We start from the raw sequence: 22,745 nt of genomic DNA, 5'->3' as shown, positions 1-22,745 counted from the left end.
GTGGATCCCTTGTCCGGGATCACACTTCTTAATCTTAATCTTTATCTTATTTTTAATCTTAGTACCCAGCCTTAAAGGTTACCCCACTACTCCGAATGCTCCGATACTTTCCCGGTTGTGAGCAGATCACGGTCTGCGCTGAATCCAATAGGTGGTGAACAGTTCGCCACTGGCCTGTTTCTGAATTTTGCCCCCCAAGGCTGCGATGCGCCGCTCCCACTCCGTTAGGGGGGTGAAAATCGGTTCGGTGCCTTTGAATAGCTCGATGAGGCCCCATTGTTCCGCCCACACCGAGTCGGGATTGACCACTTCAATAATCACAGGTGCAGCCGGTCGCAACACTCGCATCAACTCTGCCCAAACCGCGTCGAAGTACTCAATCGGGTAGTAGTACAAAAATCCGGTGGCAATGGCCAGATCAAATTGCTCCGACTCGTAGTTTTCCAAATGGTGGGCGGATCCCTGTTGCATTGACTTGAACAGCTTGGAGTTAAGCTGGGGTGCCCGCGAGCGAATAAAGCGCACAATCTCACCGCTCAGCTCATGGCCGTAAAAGTAGGCTTGCCAATCGTTCCAGGGATAGGTCAGGAAGCTTACCCCACAGCCCAAATCCAAACAGGCTTCCCGTTTTTTGGGGGCACGCAGTTGCCAAAAGGGGATCCCGAGGCGTTCTTGCAGGTGATCCCGCTGCTGGGCTTGCCAAAAAGGCAGTTGCTCCAGGTCTGGGGGAAGTTGCCAACCTGGCCGACCCAGTTGAATTTCCAGCTCCCGATTGAAGCGAGCAGCTACGGCAGCAAGGTAGGGATCCCAGCGTTCCCCGGTTTGTGGTAGCTCCATTTGCTGATGGCTTTGTCCTGGATGGTCGTGAACTTAACTTGCACTTAACCTACACTACCAGGACTCTCGGCCCGTAGGCTCCCGGCTGCAGGGATCCATTTACCCAGCTGTGGCTGCCGAGGATGGTGCCTGCTGGAATCTGAGCTTGGGATCCCAGCCGGGTGTGGGCGCCAATGTAGCAGGGGGCGTGCAGTTGAGCGCTGGGATGGATCTCAGCCGTTTTGTGCACCCATATCCCCGGCGCCTGTTGCTGCACATCTTCCAGGGGAAAATCCGTCATTCGGCCCAGAAGAATGTCCAGTTGGCCGTGGTAGTAGCTGGCCGGCGTGCCCAGATCCCGCCAGTAGCCTGTGTGGAGATAAGCTTGCAGCCGGTGCCCTTGCCTGAGCAAATCGGGGAAGACACGCCGCTCGAAGCTGAGGGGATCCCCACTGGGGTAGTCTTTAAAAATGGCCGGATCCAAGACATAGGTGCCGGCGTTGATCGTGTCGGTGGTGAGGGTGAGGGCTTCTGCAGGGGTGGGTTTTTCCCGAAAAGATTGGATCTGGCCCCCTTCCCCAACTTCCACCAGGCCATAGGCGGTGATATCTTCCACGCGGGCGAGGGTGAGGGTGGCAATGGCCTTGCTCTGCACATGACATTGCATCAACGCCTGCAAATCCAGATCCGTGAGGATGTCGGCATTGAAGACCACCAAGGGATCCCCGGTGAAATAGGGCTGAGCCAGCACCAAAGCTCCTGCCGTATCCAAAGGCGTCTCTTCGGGAATGTAGCGGAGCTTCACCCCCAAAGCAGCGCCATCTCCCAGAGCAGCCTCAATTTGTTGGCCCAGATAACCCACGCTGAGCAAAATATCTGTCAGGCCGGCTCGGCGGCAGCGCCCGATCAGCCACTCCAAAAAGGGCACATCCAAAAGGGGCAACAAAGGCTTAGGCTGCAAAAAGGTAAAAGGCCGTAAACGAGTTCCTTTCCCACCCGCCAAGATCACCGCTTGCATAACCACCCTCAACCCCGTTCTCTTCCAAAGATATTGACATCCTCTCCGCCCAATTGCTAAGGGGGATCCATTGGGTCGAGCCAAATGTTTTCTGCTACCCAGAACGTCGATTCTCCGTTGCCCACAGAGGGATACGGATTGCCCCCCCGGGCAACACAGCACGAGTCTTGATCGCAAGTCTCAGGGGATGCCTTTCTGGAGGAGATATTTCAATCTCAATTGGGATTCATAAGCTCAATCCTGAGACAGTTGATTTGCCTTTTTTAGAGCATGTTTGGAGAATTGCGACCCGCTCGCCCCAGTCGGGAATAGCCACCCAAAGCGGCAGTGTCAGGTGATACTACCTTGCAACGGGAATTGTGACAGCCTTGGATAGCTTGGATGGATTCCAATGGGTTTGCCCTTCACCTTCATCTGAGGTTTTGCCGATGTCTGTTTCTCGACGCCGATCCCTACAAGCCCTTTGCTTGACCCTGGCCGGATGCTGGGCTTTAAGTGCACACCAGGGATCCCTGCTGGCCCAAAGCAGAGACCTGTTGGCTCAAATTCAAGAGCGGGGGGTACTCCGGGTTTCCACCGACTCCAATTACCGGCCTCAGAGCTACCTCAATCCCGACGGCAGTTGGGAAGGATTTGACGTGGATGTGGCGCGCGAGATCGCCAAGCGCTTGGGGGTAAAGGCTGAGTTTTTGGATATCAACTTTGATGTCATCACCGCCGGATCTTGGAATGGCCGCTGGGATGTCAATGTCGGCTCCATGACCGTAACTGCCGAGCGCCAGAAAGCTCTGCTGTTTACCATTCCCTACTACTACACCCCCGCCAGCTTCGTGGTCCACCAAGCCTCGACCTTGACAGATATCGCCGCCTTGGAAGGAAAGCGAGTTGGGGTGGGCACCGCCACCACCTACCAAGCTTACCTGGAGGGCAACCTCACTCTGGAAGGAGAGACCATCCAAGTTCCGGCCCCGCGGGTGGACATTCGCATCTACGACACCGATAGCCTGGCTCTGCAGGATTTGGCACTGGGGGATGGCACCCGCCTGGATGCAGTCTTGACAGCTTTGCCGACGGCTGAAAACGCCATTCGGGAAGGACTGCCCCTGAAAACTCTGGGGAATCCAGTCTACTACGAAGCCTTGGCTGTGGCCTTGGATCGCTCCAGCCCTGCCCCTTCCGAGAGCTTGCAAGCCAAAATTAACGAAATCTTAGAATCCATGCATGCGGACGGCACGCTAACAGCCCTCTCGAAGCGGTATTACGGCATTGATCTGACGAAAAAAGCTGAGTGAGCAAAGACTCTATCCCACTGGAGCAGCCCATTTACCCACCGCCCCGGATTCGAAAAGGGATCCCGTTCCCGGTGGCCCAGGGGTTGTGGTTGGTTTTGTGGCTGTTGTTGTTGGTGTTCACCTTCAGCGGGGTACAGTTGGAGTTGGCCGGGATCCCCATCCGTACCTTGCGTCTCAACGGCAACTTTGTGCGCGAGTGGTGGTGGTTCATCTCGCAAGGGGTGGGCACTACTTTTCAACTGTCCTTGGTCTCCATCCTCTGTGCCACCACCTTGGCCTTTTTGTCGGCGCTGGCGGGGCTCTCCCAAATTGCCCCTCTAAGCAGCCTCTCTGCTCTCTATGTCTCGCTGATGCGGGGCACACCTCTATTCCTGCAGTTTTTGTTTATCTACCAGGCTTTGCCGCAACTGGGTCTGGTGTTCGGCTCGTTCACTTCGGCAGTGCTGGCCTTGAGCCTGAACTATGGCGCCTACATGAGCGAGATCTTCCGGGCCGGGATCCAAGCCATTCCCATTGGGCAGCGGGAAGCTGCCTATGCCCTGGGGCTTAAGCCCTGGCAAACCCTGTGGTGCATCATTTTGCCGCAAGCTTTCCGAATTGTCCTACCCGACATTGGCAATCAATTCATCGCCATGCAGAAAGACACTGCCCTGGCCAGTGCCATTGCTTTGCAGGAGTTGATGGGCCGGGCTCGACAGGCAGGTTTGCCGCGCCAACATTTTTTTGAGGCTTTGGTGGTGGCAGCGCTGTGGTACTGGCTGCTGACGTTAATCTTGTCATTTTTCCAGGGACGCTTGGAACGGTACTTGGCCCGCTAGAGGAGCGCAGAAATTGGGGAATGGATCACCTGGCCAGCAGAAGGGCCTGCAGAACTGATAGAGTTTTGGCACCTCTGCCTTCCCATTGCCCATGACCAAGCCCAAAGCCGGGATCCTCTACAACGACGCCAAACCCGCCGCCAAACGCAGCAGCGAAACCCTAGCCCGCTGGTTTCAGGAGCAGGGCTGGGAAGTCTGTGTGGCCCCCAACTGGGGCGGTATCCTCGGCTATGCCAAGCCCGACAGCCCCATCTGCCTGACCAGAGTAGATAGCCTGGCCCCGGCTGGATTTGATCAAACCATGAAGTTTGCAGTGGTGTTGGGGGGAGATGGCACCGTCTTGGCAGCAGCGCGGCAACTGGCCCCCAAAGGGATCCCCCTGTTGGCGGTGAACACGGGCCACCTGGGCTTTCTGACGGAGACCTACCTTTCTCATCTAGAGGAGGCAGCCAGCGCCGCCATTGCCGGGGAATACACCCTGGATCGCCGCAGCATGTTGCTGGTGCAAGCCTACCGAGGGCAGGAATTGCGCTGGGAGGTCTTGAGCTTAAACGAGATGGTGCTGCACCGCGAGCCTTTGACCAGCATGTGCCATTTCGAGATCACCATCGGGGATCACTCACCTCTGGATGTGGCTGCCGACGGAGTGATTTTGGCTACTCCCACCGGCTCGACGGCTTATGCCCTCTCGGCGGGTGGGCCGGTGATCACACCGGGGGTGCCGGTTTTGCAGTTGATCCCCATCTGCCCCCATTCCATGGCCTCGCGGGCCTTGGTCTTTCCCGATTCGGAGGAGGTGTGGATTAGCCCCGTTACCCCTCAGCCGCTGGTTTTGGTGGTGGATGGGAATGCCGGCTGCTATATCATGCCGGAAGACCAGATTCGGGTGGTACGTGCCCCCTATTGGACGGATTTGATGCGCCTGCGCCGACCGGAATTTTTCCGCGTTATGCGCGAGAAATTGGGGTGGGGACTGCCCCATGCTTCCAAGCCCACGTCGGTGGAGCTGCCTTGAAACAGAAGCGGATCTCAGCTTTTGCCCAGCTTCAGCATCTGATCCACCACCCCTAGGGTTTCTTCGTAGAGGTAGTCGGGACCAAGCCGCTGCAACTCGGCAGCCAGCAGGGTGTCGAGGGAGTCCTGCTCCAGGGGAGCCACCTGGCGAATCACGCACCTCTGAGCGCCCCCCATGGCTTCCATGCGCATACACCCTGTGATTTCGGAGCACAGCACAGTACAGGCGTCGGCTTCTTGGTTGCTGGAGGTGAGGCGCAGCCCGATGAGATCCCCCGGCTGGCTGATTTCCGAGGCCAAGGGCACAGCCGCCAGTTCTGCCATCACCTCGCCGCCCATTTGGGTTTGCAAGCGGATACGGTCGATCTGGTAATCGTGCTCCTGAGCCTGAACCCGCTCTGTGGGAGTCCACCCCAGGCGACCGGCCAGCCAGCCCAGGAAGAGGAACGCCTGGCAGGGATTGCCGGCTTTGTAGTCGAGGTTCACACGATCCACAAGGTAGAGGGACTCCCGCCGGTCGGGAGGGTCAAAGGCTTGGGCGGTGAGTTCCTGCCAAGGCAGCAGCCGCCGCCAGTTGAGATCCCCACAGTGGCGCCCCTCACCCACCAAGAGGTGGATTTCCTGCAGATCTTCTTCTGGATTGACAAAGCCCCGTGAATCGACGATGACCCGGTTGCTCAGAGCCACCAATTTTTGAAACAGCAAGCTGTTCAAATCCAGATCCCCTTGCCACCACAAAAAGGTGGGCAAGTTGGGGATCAGCAGCGAGGCGACCGTGCTGCAGGCCCGCACAAAGGCCGATTCGGGCGCTTTCAGGGTGATGTATTCGCAACAGACCAACGAGCTGCGCTGCTCACGGGTCACCGGACAGTAGGCGGCCACCTGGGCCTCGATGGCGTCGTCTGGGGATCCCTCTCGTTTGGCTCGCAGGTCAATGACGCGACAGGGGTTTTGGGTGGCGATGGCCTCGACGGTGGGGGAAGGCAGCAACAGCGCATCGTCCAGAGATTCGTACACCACCAGGGTAAAGGTGGCAGCGCGGGCGGCAACGCTCTCTCCTTTGGAAGACCAGATCTTGTTCAGCTCCCGCTCAATATCTTCGATGGAGACATCTTTCGGAGTCTGTAAGGGTAGGACGGCAGCAGATTGATCCATAGTCTCCTCCTGGAGTGGACTCTTGCTCGATTCTAGGCAGGGGGGTCGGCTGGCTGGGAAGGGCTTAAGGCCAGGTACAGATTGGCCAACTCAAGCCTGCGCTCCACACCCAATCCAGGAAATCAGAGGATCAAGCGGGCCGGGGCTGGATGCTCAGCTCCAGGGGGCGGGCGGGATCCCCTGTCAACAGGACTCCGCGGCCATTGGCGTGTAGGTGCCGCACAATCCAGTACAGGGTTTCTATGCGCTCCGGGCAGCCCAGTTTCTCTGCCAGTTGGGGCAAAGTCAGGGATCCCTGCTGCTCCTGCACCGTCTCTAGCACCCGCCGTTGCAGCTCCAAGACGGCGCTGGCGGCTTTTTTGCCTGCTTCCACCCCCGGTTGATGGTAGGCGTTGATCTGGATTAGGGAGGCATAGAGGCCCACGGCTCGTTCGTAGAGGGCAATCAAGGCCCCCACCGAGCGGGCATCTACCCGTGGCAGCGTCACGGTAATGGAGTCGCGACCGTTTTCGTAGAGAGCCTGGCGGGTGCCCTGCAGCAGGCCGTTCAGGTAGTCGCCACTGGTCACCTGCGGCTCCACGAAGGGGGAAGGGATCCCAGGCTCCCGATCCTGAAGCACCTCGATGAAGGTGACAAAGAAGTTGTTCAAGCCATCCCGCAACTGCTGGACGTAGGCATGTTGGTCGGTGGTGCCCTTATTGCCGTAGACGGCGATGCCCTGCTCCACGCGGTTGCCGTTTAGATCATGGGATTTGCCCAGGGATTCCATCACCAACTGTTGTAAGTAACGGCTAAACAGCAGCAGGCGATCCTTGTAGGGCAAAACCACCATGTCCTTGCGCCCTTGCCCTTGACCGACGATGTACCAGGCCATGGCCAGCAGAGCGGCGGGATTGCGCTCCAGGTGGGGCAGGCGGGTGGCCTCGTCCATGGTGGCGGCTCCGGCCAGCAAAGCCCGGATATCGATGCCCTGCAATGCTGCCGGCAACAGGCCCACAGGGGAAGTTTCGGAGGTGCGCCCCCCCACCCAGTCGAAGATGGGGAAGACTTCCAGCCACCCCTCTTGCCGCGCCTGCTGCTCCAATTGGCTGCCGGGGCCGGTGATGGCCACCGCATGGGCAGAAAAAGGGATCCCGGCTTTTTGGTAGGCCAGCTTCACCTCCACCAAGCCATTGCGGGGCTCTGGGGTGCCGCCGGATTTGGAGGTGGTGATCACCAGGGTTTGCCCCAGTTGGTCTGCCAGCCGCCCCAGCACCCGGTCAAACCCGTCGGGATCCGTGTTGTCGATGAAGTGGATGTTCAGGGGGGGGTGCAGCGGAGCCAGGGCCTCCGCCACAAATTGCGGCCCCAGAGCTGAGCCGCCAATGCCGATGCAGAGCAGCTCGGTGAACCGTCCCCCCCCGCTGGCCGGGATGGTTCCGCGATGGATCTTTTCGGCAAAGGTTTCCACTCGCTCAATGGAATCCTGAATGGCCTGCCGGATTTCAGGGGTGGGAGCCAGCTCGGGCGCCCGCAGCCAATAGTGGCCCACCTGGCGGCCTTCGTCGGGGTTGGCAATGGCTCCTGCCTCCAAAGCCTGCATATCGGCAAAAGCCTGGGCAAAGCGAGGCCGTAGCGCTTCCACCTGAGGGGGAGTGAAACGGATGCGGCTGATATCGACGAAAATCTCCAGGCCGGGATGGTAGTAAAGCCAATCGCAGTAGCGCTGCCAGAGTTGGAGGCTGTCCATGGGATCCCTTTTGCCGAAATCCCTAACCAGCTTACCAAACTCTTTCTTACTCCCAGCCGAGGGTTGTGCGCTCCAGCCAGGACTGATCCAAACTGATGAGTGCCTCTTTGACCCCCACACCGGTCTCAGGGTGACGCCAGTCGGGAGCGATCTCCCCCAAGGGAGCTAAGACAAAAGCACGTTCCATCATGCGGGGGTGGGGCAACGTCAGCTCAGGGCTGTTCAGGATGCGGCTGCCCATGGCCAGCAGATCCAAATCCAGGGTTCTGGCCTCCCAGCGGATGCGCCGCACCCGTCCTGCCTCCTGCTCGATGGCCAGCAGCGCCCCGAGCAACTCCAGGGGAGACCGGTAGGGGGGAAAGGGATCCAAGGCCACCACTGCATTGAGGTAATCAGGCTGTCCGGGTGGCCCCCCTTGGGCTGGGCTGCGGTAGAGACTGGAACAGGCCACCACCTCTCCCAGCTGGGGCAGCTTCTGCACAGCCAGGCGCAACTGCTGCAGCGGATCCCCCAAGTTGCTTCCCAGGGCAATGTAGGCCAGGTCGGGATTCATACAGATCGGCGACGGTCGATCTCTACGTAAACATCATCGAACAGCCCCGGCAGGGGAGCTTGGGGCTTGTGAACCCGCACGGTCAGGGCCTCCAGCTGGGGATAGCTCTGCCACAGCCGCTCTGCAATCTGGTCTGCCAAGGTCTCGATCAAGCGGCGGCGCTGGCCGGTCACCTCTTGCCGCACCATCTCATACACTTGGGCATAGTCCACTGTGCCAGAGAGGTCATCCTGGATCTGGGCCAGGGAAAGCTGCATCTCCACATCCACCACAAAGCGCCCGCCCAAAACTGCTTCCTCCGGGCAGTGGCCGTGGTAAGCATGAAAGACAAGGCCCTGGAGCACCAGCCTACCCTGCATCATGGTGCAGAGCTTCCCAAGTGGCGAGGGCGGAAACATGAGCTGGCACGTTATGAACCCGTACCAGGGCAGCTCCCCGGCTGGCCGCAAACAGGTGGACGGCCACGCTGGCGCTGTCTCGCTCGCTGGGCACGGCAATGCCGGAAAGCTTGCCCACAAAACTTTTGCGGGATGCCCCCACCAAAACTGGGTAGCCGTAGGCCACCAGCCGCGGTAGGGCTTTGAGCAGGGTTACATTCTGCTCAGCAGTTTTGGCAAAGCCCAAGCCCGGATCCAAAACAACGCTGGGCACGCCCGCTGCCAGGGCCCGCTCTGCCTGTTCCCTGAGAAAACCGAAAACCTCCCCCTCCAGGTCAGCATAGTCGGTCTGCTGCTGCATGGTGCGCGGTTCTCCCCGCATGTGCATGATCACCGCCGGCACCCCCTTTTCGGCACAGACCTGTATCATTTGGGGATCCCGCAGCCCGCTGACATCGTTGATGATGTGCGCCCCGGCAGCCAAAGCCGCAGCCGCCACCTCCGTTCTGCGCGTATCGACGCTGATGGGGATCCCGGATCCTTCCAGGGCCCGGATCACGGGCAAGACTCGGTCGCATTCCACCTCCACTGATACCGGCTCCGCTCCCGGACGGGTGGACTCGCCGCCAATATCCACGATCAAGGCCCCTGCCGCTGCCATGGCTTTGGCTGCCTGCACAGCCGCTTCTGCAGATCCCCACTGGCCGCCATCGCTGAAGCTGTCGGGGGTAACGTTTAGCACCCCCATCACCCCAACGCCCCGCCAAGAAAGACGGTAGCCCTCTGGCGTCTGTTCTGCCCCAGGCAGAGGACGTCGGGAGATCAAGCTGGTAACACCCATAACCGCTGCAGGCTGCCGTGTTGCAAAAGCAGGGGGAAAAGTCTCCCACTGCCTAGGATGGTATTGCCGTCAATCCCAAGGCTGGCGCAAGCCCAACAGGATTCTACAAAATTTTTTACAACGTCCTTACAGAGCCACGATTGGTGAAAGGCTGCCCCTGCCGGCTCAAGCGCAAGGAATGGCCCCCGCCGACAGAGGAAGCTCTCCCGCTCTGGCTAGAACATGATGTCGTCTTCCGAACGACCCCAAATACACCAAATGATAGAGGCAAAGATCGCCATGTAAACCCAGGCCATCGGGCCGTATTGCAGCAGATCCATCAATACATCCCTAAAACATTTGTTTATCTAGTCCAATTATTGTGATGTTTCGTTACAGCGTCAACCGTTTTCTTAGGAAAAGGCCCCCTCTCAGACCCAGCCGGAGCTGCGCTGGGATCCCTTGTCCAGGGCGGGTTAAGTCTTTTTGCCTAAAGACAGGGAGCAAGTCTTCAGTTTCTGAGAAAACCCAGCTTGCCTGAGAGATGCAGGAGGATAGGGAACTAGACATTGAAGCGGAAGTGCATCACGTCCCCTTCCTGGACGACGTAGTCTTTGCCTTCGCTGCGCAGCAGGCCCTTTTCTTTGGCGGCATTCAGGGATCCCGCCGCCACCAGATCGGCATAGGCCACCGTCTCGGCCCGGATGAAGCCCCGCTCAAAATCGGAGTGGATCACCCCGGCTGCCTGAGGAGCTGTAGCTCCGACGGGGATCGTCCAAGCGCGGGTTTCTTTGGGGCCAGAGGTAAAGTAGGTGCGCAAGCCCAACAGCTCGTAGGTGGCCCGGATGAGGGATTTCAGCCCGCCTTCTTTCACCCCCAACGAATCCAGATAGGCCTGTCGCTCGTCGGGGGGTAGCTCCACCAGTTCCGCCTCCACCTGGGCTGAGACCACCACCACACCTGCCCCTTCCGCCTCGGCAAATTGCCGCACCTGCTCCACCCAGGCATTGCCGCTGGCCAGATCCGTTTCCGCCACATTGGCGGCGTAGATGACTTTTTTGCGGGTGAGCAGCCCCAACCCTTTGATCAACTGCTCTTCTTCTGGGCTGAGGGGTACCAGGCGAGCCGGCTTGCCCTCGTCCAAAGCGGCCTGCAACTGTTCCAAAGCCTGCAACTCCAGTTGGGCGGTTTTGTCGGACTTGGCCTGCTTGCGCACCCGCTCCATGCGCCGCTCGATCTGGGCCAGATCCGCCAGGGCCAGCTCCAGGTTGATCACCCCGATATCCCGCAAGGGATCCACCGATCCGGCCACATGCACAATGTTCTCGTCCTGGAAGCAGCGCACCACATGCACCACGGCGTCCACCTGGCGAATGTGGGAGAGAAACTGGTTGCCCAGACCCTCCCCTTTGCTGGCTCCGGCCACCAGCCCGGCAATATCCACAAACTCGATTTGGCTGGGGATGATCTCGGCAGAACCGCTGATCTTGGCCAGCACCTGTAGGCGCTCATCGGGCACTGCCACCCGCCCCACATTCGGCTCAATGGTGCAGAAGGGAAAGTTGGCCGCCTCGGCTTTGGCGTTTTCACAGAGGGCGTTGAACAAAGTGGATTTGCCTACGTTGGGCAGGCCGACAATTCCAGCTCTTAACATCCAGATCTCGGAGAAAAAGCCAAAAACCAGGGTAACGGGATCCCTTGCTAGGCCGGAAGATCCCTACTCCGACGTTAGCATTTGCGGCCCCTCGACGGTGCGCTTTCCCAACCGGTGAATCCGCTCCCAAGCGCTCCGCGCCGCCAACGCGACCACCCCTGGCCCCTCTCTCAAGGGAAGAAAGGAAATAGGCGAAACGACTGTATCTTTTGCTCCGCTGCACAGTGCTGGGCGACTGAGGTCTTGCCAAGGTGCGTGATCCTTTCCAATTCAAACTCGCTCCAGAAAGGCCACCCCCTCCACGTGCCCGGTTTGGGGAAAGAAGTCAGCCGCCCGCCATTGGGTGAGGCGATAGGAGCCCTCTGCCAATAAGACCTGTAAGTCTCGCGCCAAAGTGGCAGGGTGACAGCTAATGTAAACGATGCGCGGTGGTCGCCGCAGCTTTAAGGTCTCGAGCACTTGGCGGTCGCAGCCGCGCCGCGGCGGATCCAGCACCACAATGTCGGCAGGGGGCAGGGTTGGCAAAACCTGTTCCACCGTGCCCTCGAAAAATTGGGCTGAGGCGATACCGTTGAACTGGGCATTGTAGCGGGCTTGGGCCACCGCTTCCGGCAAAGCTTCCACCCCCATCGCCCGTTTCGCCCGTTGCGCCAGCAGCAAGGTTAAGGTGCCGATGCCACAGTAGGCATCCAGGATGGTTTCCTCTCCCCGCAGGTTCAGTTGGTCGGCTATCCAGGTGAAAAAGGCTTCTGCTTGCTCTGTGTTGACCTGGAAGAAAGAGGTGCTGTCGATCCAGAGGGAAAAACCGGCAAATTCCTCCCGCAGAGCCCCTCGACCGGCAATGACCTCAGTCTCCGGGCCGAAGATGGCATTGGTACGAGCCGAGTTGAGATTGAGACAGACCCCCACCAGGTCGGGGTAGCGCTGCATCCAGCGTTCGGCCCAGCTTTCCAGATGGGGCAGGCGACGACTGCAACTGACCAAGGTAAGAAGCACCTCGCGGGTGCGGCGACCGATGCGCAAACCCAAGTGGCGGAGATGACCCTGGTGACGACTTTCGTCATACACACTCCAGCCCGTCTCTTGAAGATCGCGCTTGATTTCCCTCAGGAACACGTCCAGCCGCTCATCTTGCACGGGGCATTGGTTGAGGTTCACCAAGCGGTGGCTGCCCCGTTGGTAGTAGCCCATGCGCAATGGCTGGCCCTCCGGTTTGGCCATGGGGTAGGTGACCTTGTTGCGATAGCGCAGCGGCTGCCGGGATCCCAAAATAGGGACAGGCTGCGGCAGAGTCAGACCGCCAATCCGCTCCAGTGCATCCCTGAGGATTTGCTGCTTGGTGGCCAATTGCTGGGCATAGCTGACATGTTGCCATTGGCAGCCACCACATTTGTCCGCCACAATGCAGGCTGGTCGCACCCGTTGGGGAGAGGGAGAAATCAGCGACCGAATTCGCCCGACCAAGTAGTTGCGCTTGATCTCGGTTATTTGGGCCACCACCTGATCCCCGGGCACCGCCTGGGACACAAACACCACTCGCCCTTGTCCAAGTCCTACTGTGTGGGCAATGCCATCTCCCTGGGGGGTCAGGGCCGTGATCTCCAACATCAAAAGATCCCCAGGTTTGACGGGATCAGGAAGGACGGAAGGGATCGGATGTTCCATTAGGCTGTTTCGCCGAAATTCGAAATAACTATAACCATAGGTCAGGTCGTGTTGGCTGGAGTCAGCATTGCCGGAAAAAGCTGTAGCAGGGCAAAAAGCATGTCAGCCGCCAACTGCTTACGGGATTGAAAACCCCATCCAATGAAGTGGTTCACTCCTTGGTCAAAGCAGATAGAGAAGGCAAAACATCTTCTCGAAAAGGAACCTCGTTTTGATTCACATTCTCCAGCTCGGCCAACATGAGAGGGTTAACCCGGTTCAGGTAGGGCACCAAAACCTGTTGCAGCCTTCGGCTATAGAAGCGGTGGTAGCTGTACACAGGCGTGGCCGGAAATCCCCGTCGGATCTTATGGGATCCCCCTGCGCCGGGATCAAAGTTGCGGATCCCTTCCCGGATGGCGAGGGCAATGGGCTCGTAATAGCAAACGTTAAAGTGCAAAAACTTCACCTCCTCCCGACAACCCCAGTAGCGCCCGAACAGGCGATCTCCCTTACGAATACAAAAAGACATCCCCACAATTTCTGCATTCCGTTCCCCGGCCACCAGCACAACTCGCTCCCGATAGTTGGGATAGAGAGACTCGAAAAAGCGGCGATTGAGATATTTGCTCCAGTTCCAAAATTGGGCGCAGGTGTTGCTGTAAAAGTCGTACATGAGAGACAACAGGCGGGGCGTGATCTCCTCTCCTGTGTAAATCTTGAGTTCTAGGCCGCTTTTTTCCATTGCAGCCCGCTCTCGCTTGATGTTGCGCCGCTGGTTGGCATTGAACTGGCTCAAAAAGTCTTCGTAAGAGCGGTAGCCGGGGTTGTGCCACTGGTAGTTGTGGGTGATCCGGGGCGTAAATCCATCCGATTCCAGTTGAGTCCGCCAGTCCAGATCCACATAAAGCAAGCTAAATACCGAAATATCTTTTTCTTGGCAAAACCGATCAATGGCTGCCAGCATCAACGACCACACCTCTGCTTCCGAATACTCGGGATGGACGAGGATGCGATAGCCCGTGGCCGGGGTGAAGGGGGCCATGCCGATTAACTTCGGGTAGTAGCGTTCCCCCAATTGGCCGGCAACTGCAGCCCATTCTTGGTCAAAGACAAACTCTCCCTGGCTGTGGCTTTTCAAATACAAGGGGGCAGCAGCAACCAACTGGCCGTCCGCCTCCACCAACAGGTGACAGGGCAGCCACCCCGTCCTGCGGCTGGCACAACCTGAGCTCTCTAGGCTGTGCAACCATTCGTATTCCAAAAAAGGAGAGGTGCGCTCCGTTTGCAAGGCGTGCCAGGCCCCTGCTGGGATCTCGCGAATATCGTGGCACCAGCGCCATTTCAACCCGGTTGACATTTGCCTGCCTGGATCAGACCAACCCGCCGCCCAATCGCCTCAGCTTGGCTGGGAAAAGGCCCCCAATGCTCTTGCCGACTCAACGCCGCCAAATGCAGCACCTGGCAGGATCCCTGCGCCTGCTTGATCACGTACCACCCTGAAGCGGGGTCGGAAACCACGCTGCTGCTCCTTTGCCCGTCCACAACTTCTCCGGCGGAAAACCACACTTTTGGGTTCTGGTTTGATTTTAATCGGGATCCCTGGGCTCGTAGTAACGGTTGGCCAATTCCAAAGCCATCTGAAACTTCTGCTCGCGGGTGAGATCGGCCCGTCGGGCAATGTGGGCAAAGCGGTTGATATCTGGGGGCAGGAAGTCGAAAGGACGCTGTTCCCGCACGATGTCCAAGACCAAATCGCAAAGGGCCTGCTGGTAATCGTTGTAGAAGATCTCTCCCAAAGCCTTGAGCCGCCCATCGGGCACCGGATTGTTAAAGTCGATGGCCTGCAGCTCTCCCTGCTCGTCGATGAATAGCTCCACCGAGTTCATTTCATAGCCCAAAACTCGATTGATAATCCGACAGGTATTGATGACTTTCTGGCCCATTTCCGGGGTAAGAAATTCTGGATCAAACAGATATTCGCTGGCATCGAACTTGCGAAAGATATACTTGATCGGAATGATCTTTCGGCCAATGCAGAGGGCGCGAATCTGCCAAGGGTAAGGGGTTTTGACCTTCTCTTGGATCATCATCACCTGAGATCCAGAGCGGTCGTAAAAATAGAGGAGCTGCTCCATGTTGTGGGCTATTTCTACTCCAATGGCCTCTCGCCCCTCCGCCGGCTTGATCACCATTGGCCAGCCCAGGTCTTCTGCCATCCCCTGCCAATCGAAAAACTTATGATACTTAAAGTCCTCTGCTTTCAATGCAGGGGCTTCTTTAGGGGGCAGAATGTAAGTTTTGGGGATGGAGATCCCCAGCTCTTTGACCACCATGTAGGCAGCATCTTTGTTGCGCAGGTAGTAATAAAAGCTAAAGGGGTTGTTGATGAGGTAAACCCCCCGAAAGGCAAAGCCCATGAATAGGCCGATGGCTTGGGGGTAAAGGTAGCTGAAGCGATCCAGGATCAAGCGATACTTGGTGCGGTAATCCAGGTTCACCTCATGAATGGTGACATGTTCGGCCCGGATCTTGTAAGTTTGGCCGTTGCGAGCTTGAACAGGGGGAAGTGCGTTGAGGCGGGCCAGAGTATCGTCCCCAAAAGGCTCGCTGAAGTGCAGGCTGCCAACCCAATAGTCTTCAATCATCAAAGCTCTCTCGTCAAAAGCTATTCCCTGCAAGGGATCCTACGCGAAGGCGCGGATTTGCGCTTGCCAAGTGGGCCAATCGTGATTCCCCTCCCATACCTCCAGTTGATGGGGGATGTTGTTGCGGCTAAGCACTTCCGCCAGACGCAGGTTGTCGCTGAGGCAGTGGTCGTGGCGAGCGGTGAGCAGCTTCAGCTCGGTGTTGCGCCCGCCCAAGTGATCCCAGAGTTGCCGGCTCATGTTGGACATATAAGCCAGCGGGTTGATGAAATACAGCTCCTGCTCTGCCCGTTGGGGATCCCAGCCGGTGATGGAGCCGAGAGCCGCCACATCGTAGGGCCCCCCCAGGGCCAAGCAACGGCGCACCAAGCCGGGGTGCCGACAGGTGAGGTTGACCGCATGGGTAGCCCCCAGGGAAAAACCGGCCACTACCAAAAACTCATTTTGCGCTTCCGCTTTGGCATAGGGGATCAGCTCTTCTACCCAGTGCTGCTCCAACAACAGCCAACGATCCCGACGTTGGGGCAAGTCCAGCTCGCGGTTGAAAAAGGTCTCCCAATCCAGGGTTTCCACGCAAAAAGCCTGCAAATAGCCCTGTTCCAGATGATGGCTGAGGCTGGCGATAATGCCGCGATCTTCCAAGTCGAAAAAACGCCCGTTGCTGGTGGGCAGACAGATCAGCGGGTAGCCGTGATGCCCGAAGTGGAGCATCTCCATTTCCCGGCCCAAGATCTGAGAGGGAAAGCGCAAGTAGCGGCGAGCGTAGGCCATGAAAAACGGGGAAGGGATCCTCAAGAAATACCCAACCTTTCCGGGGGAAGCATTCTGCTCTGCCTGGTCGAGAAAGGCAAAGGGCACTCTCTGGAAAGGTCCACAAGAGCCACCAGAACAGATGGGAGCAGACCTGACCAACTGACAGGAACCTCAGGAAATTTCCGTGAACAGATCCTTGAGGGCCGTGCGGGCGGCCAAGTGCTTGCGGGTGGACTCAAGAATTTCGGCTTCCCGGCGCAGCCGGCTTTCGGTACTGACCATTTCCAGCAGAGCTTGCTGCTCTTGGGGGGCTCCATGAAAGTGGCTGGCCACCCAGTAGGACAATTCTATGGGAGTGGTGGGGAGCTGCTCCGGCAACTCTGCATCCCGCTCCATCAGCTTGCCCGAGAGACGCACCACATCCTGAAGGAGAGTGGTAACCTGGCGCACCCAGCCCTGCAGGTCATCGGAAGGGGTGGTCGGCTCATCCTCAATCCATTCCACCAGCCCCACCCGGAAGGGTTTTTCCCGCACGTAATCCAAGACGCGGAAGCGCTGCTGCCCCAAGGTCAAAATGTCCATACGGTCATCCGGCAAGCGCTGCACCTGCAACACCTCAGCACAACACCCTACCCGCACCGGGGATCCCGTCTGGGGATTGAACATCAGCACCCCAAAGCGGCGATCCGTCTCCAGGATGGTGTTGATCATCATGCGGTAGCGGTACTCGAATATGTGCAGCGGCAGAGGGCGGCCCGGAAACAGTACCACCTCCGGCAAGGGAAACAGGGGTAGCTCGCGAACATCCACGGAAGAAGAAGGCATAGGGCTTGTGCTTCTCGTTGTACTGAGTCTAGCCCATCTTTAGGTAGCCCATGTGGGCAACTGTAAGCCTTTTGACTTGCTGTTGGCAATCCTCACCCCCAGCCCCTCTTCCGAAGAGAGAGAGGAGTTTATCGGGAGGGGCTATGGCTGTTCAGGCGCAGGGCCAGGGCGGCACGGGCTTCTTCCCGGTCGTCGAAGTGAACCTTCTCGGTGCCCAGGATTTGGTAGTCTTCGTGGCCTTTGCCGGCGATCACCACTGTATCCCCTGGCCGCGCTTCGAGGATGGCCAGGCGAATGGCCTGCCGCCGATCCACCTCCACCGCCCTGGGGGATCCAGGGATCCCGGCCAGAATATCCCGTAGGATCTGCTGGGGATCTTCGGTGCGGGGGTTGTCGGAAGTAACAATCACCTGATCTGCCCAGGTGGCGGCAATGCGTCCCATCTGCGGTCGTTTGCCCCGATCCCGATCCCCCCCACAGCCAAAGACACAGATAAGCTGACCTTGCACCTGGGAGCGCAGGGCCTTGAGCAGGTTTTCCAGCCCGTCGGGGGTGTGGGCATAGTCCACAATCACCGCGATATCCTGCCCCGGCAGGGTCACCCGCTCCACCCGCCCCGGCACCCCTGGAAAATGGGGCAGAGCCGACTGGATGGTCTCCACCGGTATCCCCAAGTGCAGCGCCACCCCCACCGCCGCCAGCAAGTTGGCCAGGTTGAAGGATCCCACCAGGGGGGCCTCCACGGCAAACGTGCCCGCAGGGGTGTGCAGGGTCGCGCTCAGGCCGGTGGGGCGCAGTTGAACTTGGCCGGGCCAGAGGCCGGGGATCCCCTGCAGGGGCTGCAGCGAGTAGGCCCAGGGCTGCAGATCGGGCCGAATGGCTTGCAAGAGCCGCCGTCCCCCAGAATCGTCGGCGTTGATCACCGCCCGCCCTTGGAGATATTCCTGTCGGAAGAGGGTGGCCTTGGCCTGCCAGTAGTTCTCCAGCGTCTGGTGAAAGTCCAGGTGATCCTGGGTGAGGTTGGTCCAGACGGCAGCGGCAAAGGAACATCCCCACACCCGATCTTGAGCGAGAGCATGGGAGCTCACCTCCATCACCGCCACCTCCGCCCCGGCTCTCTGGGCTTCCCTGAGGCTGCGCTGCAGTTCAGGCGGAAAAAGGGTGGTGTGGGGAGCAACTTCGCTGTGGCCCGGCCAGCGGTTGTACAGAGTGCCCAGCAAAGCGGTGGAGCGACCGGCAGCCTGCACCAAATGTTCAATGAGATGGGTGGTGGTGGTTTTGCCGTTGGTGCCCGTTACCCCCACCAAGGTCAGTTGACGGGCGGGAAAACCATAGAAAGCCGCCGCCACCTGGGCCACGGCCTTGGGGAGAGCCTCGCGCGGCATAAGCAGGATAGGCTGCTGCGACAGCAACTCCTGAGAAGACAAGCTCTCCCACGCCTCCTGGGAGATCAGGGCGGCCACCGCCCCTGCCGCCAGGGCCTGGGCCACGAAGCAACCCCCATCCACGCGGGATCCCGGCATCCCCAGAAAGAGATCCCCGGCCTGCACCTGGCGGGAGTCGGCACACAGGCTCCAAACTTGCACCCCCTCCAAGGATCCCTGGGCCAATCGGGGCTGGATCCCGGCTTGGCTGAGCAATTCCCACAGAGGGCGCTCCGCACCCCTAGCGCGAACAATCCCAACAGTCTCCATTCCACCACTCCTCCCTGCTTTGCAGCTTACGGTAGCCGCTCAACCCCCTTTCCGACCAGAGCGCCAGCGAGATCCCCTCTTTACCTTGGGAGAGGAGCCAGGGGTGAAGAAATCAGGCCAGTATCTCCTCCAGCTTCTGCTTGGCCCACAGGGAAGCATAGAGGCCCTTCTCGTCCGCCAGCAATTCGGCATGGGATCCCTTCTGCACGAGGCGGCCCCTGTCCATCACCCAAATCTGATCGGCTTCCACCGCAGCCGTGAGGCGATGGGTGATGAAGATCACCGTTTTCTGGGCCGTGGTCTGGCGCAGATGGCGGAGGATGGCTTGGGCCGTCTGGTTATCCACACTGGAGAGAGAGTCATCCAGGATCAAGATGGGAGCATCCACCAGTAAAGCCCGAGCCAAGGCCACCCGCTGTCGCTGGCCACCGGAGAGGGTGATGCCCCGCTCTCCCACCAGAGTGTCGTAGCCGTTGGGGAAGTTGAGGATCTCGGCGTGGATGTGGGCGGCTTTGGCAGCCCATTCCACCTCCCAATCTTCGGCATCTGGCTTGCCGTAGCGGATGTTGTCCCGAACCGTGGCGCTGAACAGGAAGCTCTCCTGGGGCACATAGGCAATGGCCCGGCGCAGGGATCCCAGTTGAATCTGGGTGATATCCTGCCCATCCAAAAACAGTTGCCCCGGCTGGATCTCCAGCAGCCGAGGCAGGGCATTGGCCAGAGTGGACTTGCCCGCCCCAATCGGCCCCACCACCGCCACCATCTGGCCCGGTTCTATGCAAAAGTGCAAATCCTCTAGAGCCGGAGCTGCCGCAGGGCCGGCGAAGGCAAACGCGAGACCTCTGGCCTCGAGGCGACCCTGCACCCTCTCCAGAGGCAACGGCAAAGCGCCTGGGGCGTCTCGGATGGTGGGTTCTACCCCCAACAGAGCATCGATCCGCTCCAAGCTGACCTGCCCCCGCTGGTAGGCCGTGATGGTGAAGCCCAGCAGGGCGGTGGGAAATACCAACCGTTCCACGTAGAGGGTGAGGGCCGAAAAATCCCCGATGGTCAGCGTCCCTGCCGCAATCTGCGGCCCCCCCACCGCCAGCAGCAGCAACAAACTGAGGCTGACCAGCGCCACCAAAGAAGGGAAGAGCAAGTTGCGAGTGAGGGCCAAGCGCAAATTGGCCTGCAGCAGCCGCTGGTTCTGGCGGCGAAACTCCCGCTGCTCGTGCTGTTCCTGGCTGTACACCTTGATCAGGGCAATGCCGTTCAGGTCCTCTTGAATGAGATCGCTCAGATCCGCCAACTCCTGCTGCACCTGGAGCTGCTCCTGCTGCAGGCGGTTGCTGCTCAACTTCACCAGCACCAACATCACCGGAAACACCGACAGCGCCAAGGTGCTCAGACGGGGCTCGATGCCAAACATGGCGGGCAAGGTGGTGGCATAGGCAAAGATCGTGTTGGCCAAATTGAGTAGGGCGAACCCCAACAGGCGGCGGATGTTTTCCACATCGCTGGTGATGCAGGTGAGAATGTCCCCGATGGTCTGCTGGGCAAAGTAGGAAGGCTGCAGGGTGAGCAAATGCTCGAAGATGGCTTGCTTGAGGTGAAACTCCACCTGCCGTCCCACCCCAAACATCCACACCCGCGAGGCAATGCGAATGCCCATCATCAGGCTGGAGACGACCAGCACCGTCAAGGCGTAAAGGGCAATGCGCCGGGCCGACAAAGTGGCCAGGTTCTGGCTGAGGTCATCGATGACCAGCTTGACGTACCAGGGCAGGAACACCCCCAGGCCATTGACCAGGAGCAGGGATCCAATGCCCAACCCCACCTGTCGTCGATAGGGGCGCAGATAATGGGCCAACTGTCGGAGATGGGATCCCGATCCGGTCACTCACTTGCTCCCTGCATCCTCTTCCACTCTAGCGTTCAGCCGGATCCCCCCGGTGGGGATCAGACCAGAACCTGAGCCGGGGCTTGCTGGGCCAGTTGCGCCGTTTCCCGCCGTGCCCAGGCATCTGCCTGCAAAATGTCCTCCAGGCTGGGATCGGCAATGACTTGATGCCGCTCACAAACCCGCTCCAAGAGACGGGGAATATCCAAAAAACGGATGCGCTCCTGCAAGAACAGGGCCACCGCCGCTTCGTTGGCCGCATTCAACACTGCCGGCAGCGTTCCCCCCCTCCGTCCAGCGGCATAGGCCAACTCCATGCAGGGGTACTTGCGGTGATCCGGAGCCTTAAAGGTGAGGGATCCCAGCTTGACCAAATCGAGGGGATCCCAGGGGGTGGCCAGGCGTTCCGGCCAACTGAGGCCGTAGAGGATGGGCAGGTGCATGTCCGGCCAGCCCAACTGGGCCAGAACCGAGGTATCGGCCAGCTCGATCAGGGAGTGGACAATGCTCTGCGGGTGGATGAGGATGTCGATGTGGTCGTAGTCCAGGCCGAAGAGCCAGTGGGCCTCGATCACCTCCAGGCCCTTGTTCATTAGGGTAGCCGAGTCGATGGTGATTTTGCGCCCCATCACCCAATTGGGATGCTTGAGGGCATCGGCCAGGGTGACCTGATCCAATTTTTCGGCAGGCCAATCCCGAAAGGCGCCACCCGAGGCAGTCAACAGGATTCTTCGCAGGGATCCCGCGGGCACCCCCTGTAAACACTGGAAAATGGCCGAATGCTCAGAGTCGACGGGGATCAGGTTCACCCCGTACTGCCGCACCAAGGGCAGCACCACCGGCCCCCCTGCCACCAGGGTTTCTTTGTTGGCCAGGGCAATGTCTTTGCCGGCACGGATGGCCGCCAGGGTTGGCAACAAACCGGCGCAGCCGACGATCCCCGTCACCACCCGCTGGGCCGCCGGGTGAGCCGCCACCTGACACAGCCCCTCCGTTCCGGCCACCAACTCCGGCAGCGGTCGGATCCCGGTCAGCAGCGACCGCAGCTCCGGCAGCAGCTCCTCCCGGCCAATGGCAACCATCTGGGGCCGAAACCGCCGTACCTGCTCGGCCAAGAGGGCGACGTTGCTGTAGCTGGTCAGGCCAACAACCTGAAAACGCTCTGGATACTGGGCCACCAAGTCCAGAGTTTGGGTGCCAATCGAGCCGGTGGAGCCGAGCAAGGTGATGGCTTGCATAAAGGATCCCTTTACCCCTGAAAGAGCGTGACGTCCTCCCAACGCAGACTTCCCCTCGCGCAACTTGCCCAAGGACTCCGTCCCGCTATTGCGAACGGCCCCACCTCGCGTTCGGGGATCCCTGCCTCACGCCCCTTCATCTTATTCTTAATCTGGTTCTGATCTGGAATCTGTGTGCTCCCTCCGATCCCCGACAGCGGGATCCTATGCGGCTGTGGGGTCCGCGATGCCCCCCTTCCCCAGATTTTGGTTTCAAACCTTTCCCGACTGAGAACGCAGCCACTGGCTGAGCAGCGCCTCGATCAGCTCCGAAAGATCTTGATCCGATTCCAACAGGATGCGCTTCACGGCTCGGTGAGTCTCTTTGGGGATTTGACATACTCCCCTGCCTAAAGACAGGGGATTCTGGTTCCTGGTTCTGCGACAGCGCTTACCGTGTCAGGCTTCCCCTCCACGGCAGCGGCGCTCGTCTCCCCAGGCGTTCCCCCTTGCGGGGCGGTTCCCTTATGCCCAAAGGTACCGTTGTTCCACTCCTCACCCAACAACTCCAGCCCTTTGCGTAGGATGTTGATGGCCGCATTCTCATCCCGGTCAATCACCGTCCCACACCGCGGGCAGCGGTGGGTGCGAGTGGACAGCGTCTTCTTCACCCTGTGACCACACTGAGAACAGTCCTGACTGGTGTACTGGGGCGGCACTGCCACCACCACCTTGTTGAAGACCTTCCCGTAGGAGTCGAGCCACCCGGTGAATAAACTCCACCCGGCATCGTGAATCGACTTGGCCAAGTGGTGATTCCGTACCAAGTTGCGCAC

At 59.3% G+C, this 22,745-nt stretch carries 21 protein-coding genes; 3 read left to right on the top strand and 18 right to left on the bottom strand.

All coding sequences use genetic code 11. The annotated features are described in order from the left end of the window. Positions 1 to 126: 126 nt before the first annotated feature. Complete coding sequence (locus NW842_RS08035) at positions 127 to 837, bottom strand: class I SAM-dependent methyltransferase (RefSeq protein ID WP_011429577.1); 711 nt, start codon at positions 835 to 837, stop codon at positions 127 to 129. Positions 838 to 886: 49 nt separating this feature from the next. After that, positions 887 to 1,834 carry a nucleotidyltransferase family protein gene (locus NW842_RS08030; RefSeq protein ID WP_011433704.1) on the bottom strand — a complete coding sequence of 316 codons (948 nt, stop codon included), beginning with the start codon at positions 1,832 to 1,834 and terminating at the stop codon, positions 887 to 889. Positions 1,835 to 2,262: 428 nt separating this feature from the next. Between NW842_RS08030 and NW842_RS08025 the strand changes: the two genes are divergently transcribed. From NW842_RS08025 to NW842_RS08015, 3 genes are all read left to right on the top strand, one after another. Further along, on the top strand, positions 2,263 to 3,126 hold the full coding sequence (locus tag NW842_RS08025) for an ABC transporter substrate-binding protein (protein ID WP_414417816.1): 864 nt from the start codon (positions 2,263 to 2,265) through the stop codon (positions 3,124 to 3,126). Then, positions 3,123 to 3,944 (top strand): amino acid ABC transporter permease, encoded by an 822-nt coding sequence (locus NW842_RS08020; RefSeq protein WP_228375426.1) that lies wholly within the window; start codon positions 3,123 to 3,125, stop codon positions 3,942 to 3,944. Before NW842_RS08025 ends, NW842_RS08020 begins: the two co-directional genes overlap by 4 nt. 91 nt (positions 3,945 to 4,035) lie before the next feature. After that, positions 4,036 to 4,959 (top strand): NAD(+) kinase, encoded by a 924-nt coding sequence (locus tag NW842_RS08015; RefSeq protein WP_414355837.1) that lies wholly within the window; start codon positions 4,036 to 4,038, stop codon positions 4,957 to 4,959. 14 nt (positions 4,960 to 4,973) lie between these two features. On the opposite strand, the gene NW842_RS08010 is transcribed toward NW842_RS08015, so the two are convergent. From NW842_RS08010 to NW842_RS07935, 16 genes are all read right to left on the bottom strand, one after another. Further along, entirely contained in the window at positions 4,974 to 6,113 is a 1,140-nt protein-coding gene (locus NW842_RS08010) for a glucose-6-phosphate dehydrogenase assembly protein OpcA (RefSeq protein ID WP_414417815.1), read from the bottom strand. Between the two features lie 130 nt (positions 6,114 to 6,243). Next, positions 6,244 to 7,842 (bottom strand): glucose-6-phosphate isomerase, encoded by a 1,599-nt coding sequence (locus NW842_RS08005; protein WP_414417814.1) that lies wholly within the window; start codon positions 7,840 to 7,842, stop codon positions 6,244 to 6,246. Between the two features lie 46 nt (positions 7,843 to 7,888). Further along, positions 7,889 to 8,395 carry a 2-amino-4-hydroxy-6-hydroxymethyldihydropteridine diphosphokinase gene (gene folK / locus NW842_RS08000; protein ID WP_414407491.1) on the bottom strand — a complete coding sequence of 169 codons (507 nt, stop codon included), beginning with the start codon at positions 8,393 to 8,395 and terminating at the stop codon, positions 7,889 to 7,891. Next, positions 8,392 to 8,757, bottom strand: coding sequence for a dihydroneopterin aldolase (folB, locus tag NW842_RS07995; protein WP_414417813.1), 366 nt, complete (start codon positions 8,755 to 8,757; stop codon positions 8,392 to 8,394). Before folB ends, folK begins: the two co-directional genes overlap by 4 nt. Then, positions 8,744 to 9,613, bottom strand: a complete 870-nt coding sequence (gene folP, locus NW842_RS07990) for a dihydropteroate synthase (RefSeq protein WP_414350029.1) — start codon at positions 9,611 to 9,613, stop codon at positions 8,744 to 8,746. The genes folB and folP overlap by 14 nt, the downstream gene beginning before the upstream one ends. A gap of 541 nt (positions 9,614 to 10,154) precedes the next feature. Continuing rightward, positions 10,155 to 11,246, bottom strand: coding sequence for a redox-regulated ATPase YchF (gene ychF / locus NW842_RS07985; protein WP_414355831.1), 1,092 nt, complete (start codon positions 11,244 to 11,246; stop codon positions 10,155 to 10,157). Between the two features lie 270 nt (positions 11,247 to 11,516). Further along, positions 11,517 to 12,911, bottom strand: a complete 1,395-nt coding sequence (gene rlmD, locus NW842_RS07980; RefSeq protein WP_414375068.1) for a 23S rRNA (uracil(1939)-C(5))-methyltransferase RlmD — start codon at positions 12,909 to 12,911, stop codon at positions 11,517 to 11,519. A 151-nt stretch (positions 12,912 to 13,062) separates the two neighbouring features. Next, positions 13,063 to 14,250 carry a GNAT family N-acetyltransferase gene (locus tag NW842_RS07975; RefSeq protein WP_011432151.1) on the bottom strand — a complete coding sequence of 396 codons (1,188 nt, stop codon included), beginning with the start codon at positions 14,248 to 14,250 and terminating at the stop codon, positions 13,063 to 13,065. Next, positions 14,235 to 14,411: a hypothetical protein gene (locus NW842_RS07970; protein ID WP_414375066.1), complete on the bottom strand. Its 177-nt coding sequence runs from the start codon at positions 14,409 to 14,411 to the stop codon at positions 14,235 to 14,237. Before NW842_RS07970 ends, NW842_RS07975 begins: the two co-directional genes overlap by 16 nt. A gap of 68 nt (positions 14,412 to 14,479) precedes the next feature. Then, complete coding sequence (locus NW842_RS07965; RefSeq protein WP_414329283.1) at positions 14,480 to 15,538, bottom strand: ATP-grasp domain-containing protein; 1,059 nt, start codon at positions 15,536 to 15,538, stop codon at positions 14,480 to 14,482. A gap of 39 nt (positions 15,539 to 15,577) precedes the next feature. Further along, entirely contained in the window at positions 15,578 to 16,309 is a 732-nt protein-coding gene (locus tag NW842_RS07960; protein WP_414417812.1) for an alpha/beta hydrolase-fold protein, read from the bottom strand. Between the two features lie 153 nt (positions 16,310 to 16,462). After that, positions 16,463 to 17,116: an LON peptidase substrate-binding domain-containing protein gene (locus NW842_RS07955; RefSeq protein WP_414355826.1), complete on the bottom strand. Its 654-nt coding sequence runs from the start codon at positions 17,114 to 17,116 to the stop codon at positions 16,463 to 16,465. Positions 17,117 to 17,244: 128 nt separating this feature from the next. Continuing rightward, positions 17,245 to 18,810: a UDP-N-acetylmuramoyl-L-alanyl-D-glutamate--2,6-diaminopimelate ligase gene (locus NW842_RS07950; protein ID WP_414417811.1), complete on the bottom strand. Its 1,566-nt coding sequence runs from the start codon at positions 18,808 to 18,810 to the stop codon at positions 17,245 to 17,247. Between the two features lie 112 nt (positions 18,811 to 18,922). Beyond that, on the bottom strand, positions 18,923 to 20,692 hold the full coding sequence (locus NW842_RS07945) for an ABC transporter ATP-binding protein (RefSeq protein ID WP_414375064.1): 1,770 nt from the start codon (positions 20,690 to 20,692) through the stop codon (positions 18,923 to 18,925). Between the two features lie 59 nt (positions 20,693 to 20,751). After that, a complete protein-coding gene (locus NW842_RS07940; RefSeq protein WP_414329119.1) occupies positions 20,752 to 21,930 on the bottom strand; it encodes a 1-deoxy-D-xylulose-5-phosphate reductoisomerase in 1,179 nt (392 codons plus the stop codon). Positions 21,931 to 22,319: 389 nt separating this feature from the next. Further along, a partial coding sequence (locus NW842_RS07935; RefSeq protein ID WP_414417810.1) for an RNA-guided endonuclease InsQ/TnpB family protein occupies positions 22,320 to 22,745 on the bottom strand: 426 nt, incomplete at its 5' end.

This window comes from Synechococcus sp. R55.4, assembly GCF_047461935.1.
Taxonomy (GTDB): domain Bacteria; phylum Cyanobacteriota; class Cyanobacteriia; order Thermostichales; family Thermostichaceae; genus Thermostichus.
Note: the sequence above shows the minus strand (reverse complement) of the source record. Positions and strands in the feature narration are given on the sequence as shown.

Excerpts from the sequence above, each read along its gene's own strand:
- NW842_RS08035 (WP_011429577.1), bottom strand. The coding sequence starts at position 837 with ATGGAGCTACCACAAACCGGGGAACGCTGGGATCCCTACCTTGCTGCC.
- NW842_RS08030 (WP_011433704.1), bottom strand. The coding sequence starts at position 1,834 with ATGCAAGCGGTGATCTTGGCGGGTGGGAAAGGAACTCGTTTACGGCCT.
- NW842_RS08025 (WP_414417816.1), top strand. The coding sequence starts at position 2,263 with ATGTCTGTTTCTCGACGCCGATCCCTACAAGCCCTTTGCTTGACCCTG.
- NW842_RS08015 (WP_414355837.1), top strand. The coding sequence starts at position 4,036 with ATGACCAAGCCCAAAGCCGGGATCCTCTACAACGACGCCAAACCCGCC.
- NW842_RS08010 (WP_414417815.1), bottom strand. The coding sequence starts at position 6,113 with ATGGATCAATCTGCTGCCGTCCTACCCTTACAGACTCCGAAAGATGTC.
- NW842_RS08005 (WP_414417814.1), bottom strand. The coding sequence starts at position 7,842 with ATGGACAGCCTCCAACTCTGGCAGCGCTACTGCGATTGGCTTTACTAC.
- folK (WP_414407491.1), bottom strand. The coding sequence starts at position 8,395 with ATGAATCCCGACCTGGCCTACATTGCCCTGGGAAGCAACTTGGGGGAT.
- folB (WP_414417813.1), bottom strand. The coding sequence starts at position 8,757 with ATGATGCAGGGTAGGCTGGTGCTCCAGGGCCTTGTCTTTCATGCTTAC.
- folP (WP_414350029.1), bottom strand. The coding sequence starts at position 9,613 with ATGGGTGTTACCAGCTTGATCTCCCGACGTCCTCTGCCTGGGGCAGAA.
- ychF (WP_414355831.1), bottom strand. The coding sequence starts at position 11,246 with ATGTTAAGAGCTGGAATTGTCGGCCTGCCCAACGTAGGCAAATCCACT.
- rlmD (WP_414375068.1), bottom strand. The coding sequence starts at position 12,911 with ATGGAACATCCGATCCCTTCCGTCCTTCCTGATCCCGTCAAACCTGGG.
- NW842_RS07975 (WP_011432151.1), bottom strand. The coding sequence starts at position 14,250 with ATGTCAACCGGGTTGAAATGGCGCTGGTGCCACGATATTCGCGAGATC.
- NW842_RS07965 (WP_414329283.1), bottom strand. The coding sequence starts at position 15,538 with ATGATTGAAGACTATTGGGTTGGCAGCCTGCACTTCAGCGAGCCTTTT.
- NW842_RS07960 (WP_414417812.1), bottom strand. The coding sequence starts at position 16,309 with ATGGCCTACGCTCGCCGCTACTTGCGCTTTCCCTCTCAGATCTTGGGC.
- NW842_RS07955 (WP_414355826.1), bottom strand. The coding sequence starts at position 17,116 with ATGCCTTCTTCTTCCGTGGATGTTCGCGAGCTACCCCTGTTTCCCTTG.
- NW842_RS07950 (WP_414417811.1), bottom strand. The coding sequence starts at position 18,810 with ATGGAGACTGTTGGGATTGTTCGCGCTAGGGGTGCGGAGCGCCCTCTG.
- NW842_RS07940 (WP_414329119.1), bottom strand. The coding sequence starts at position 21,930 with ATGCAAGCCATCACCTTGCTCGGCTCCACCGGCTCGATTGGCACCCAA.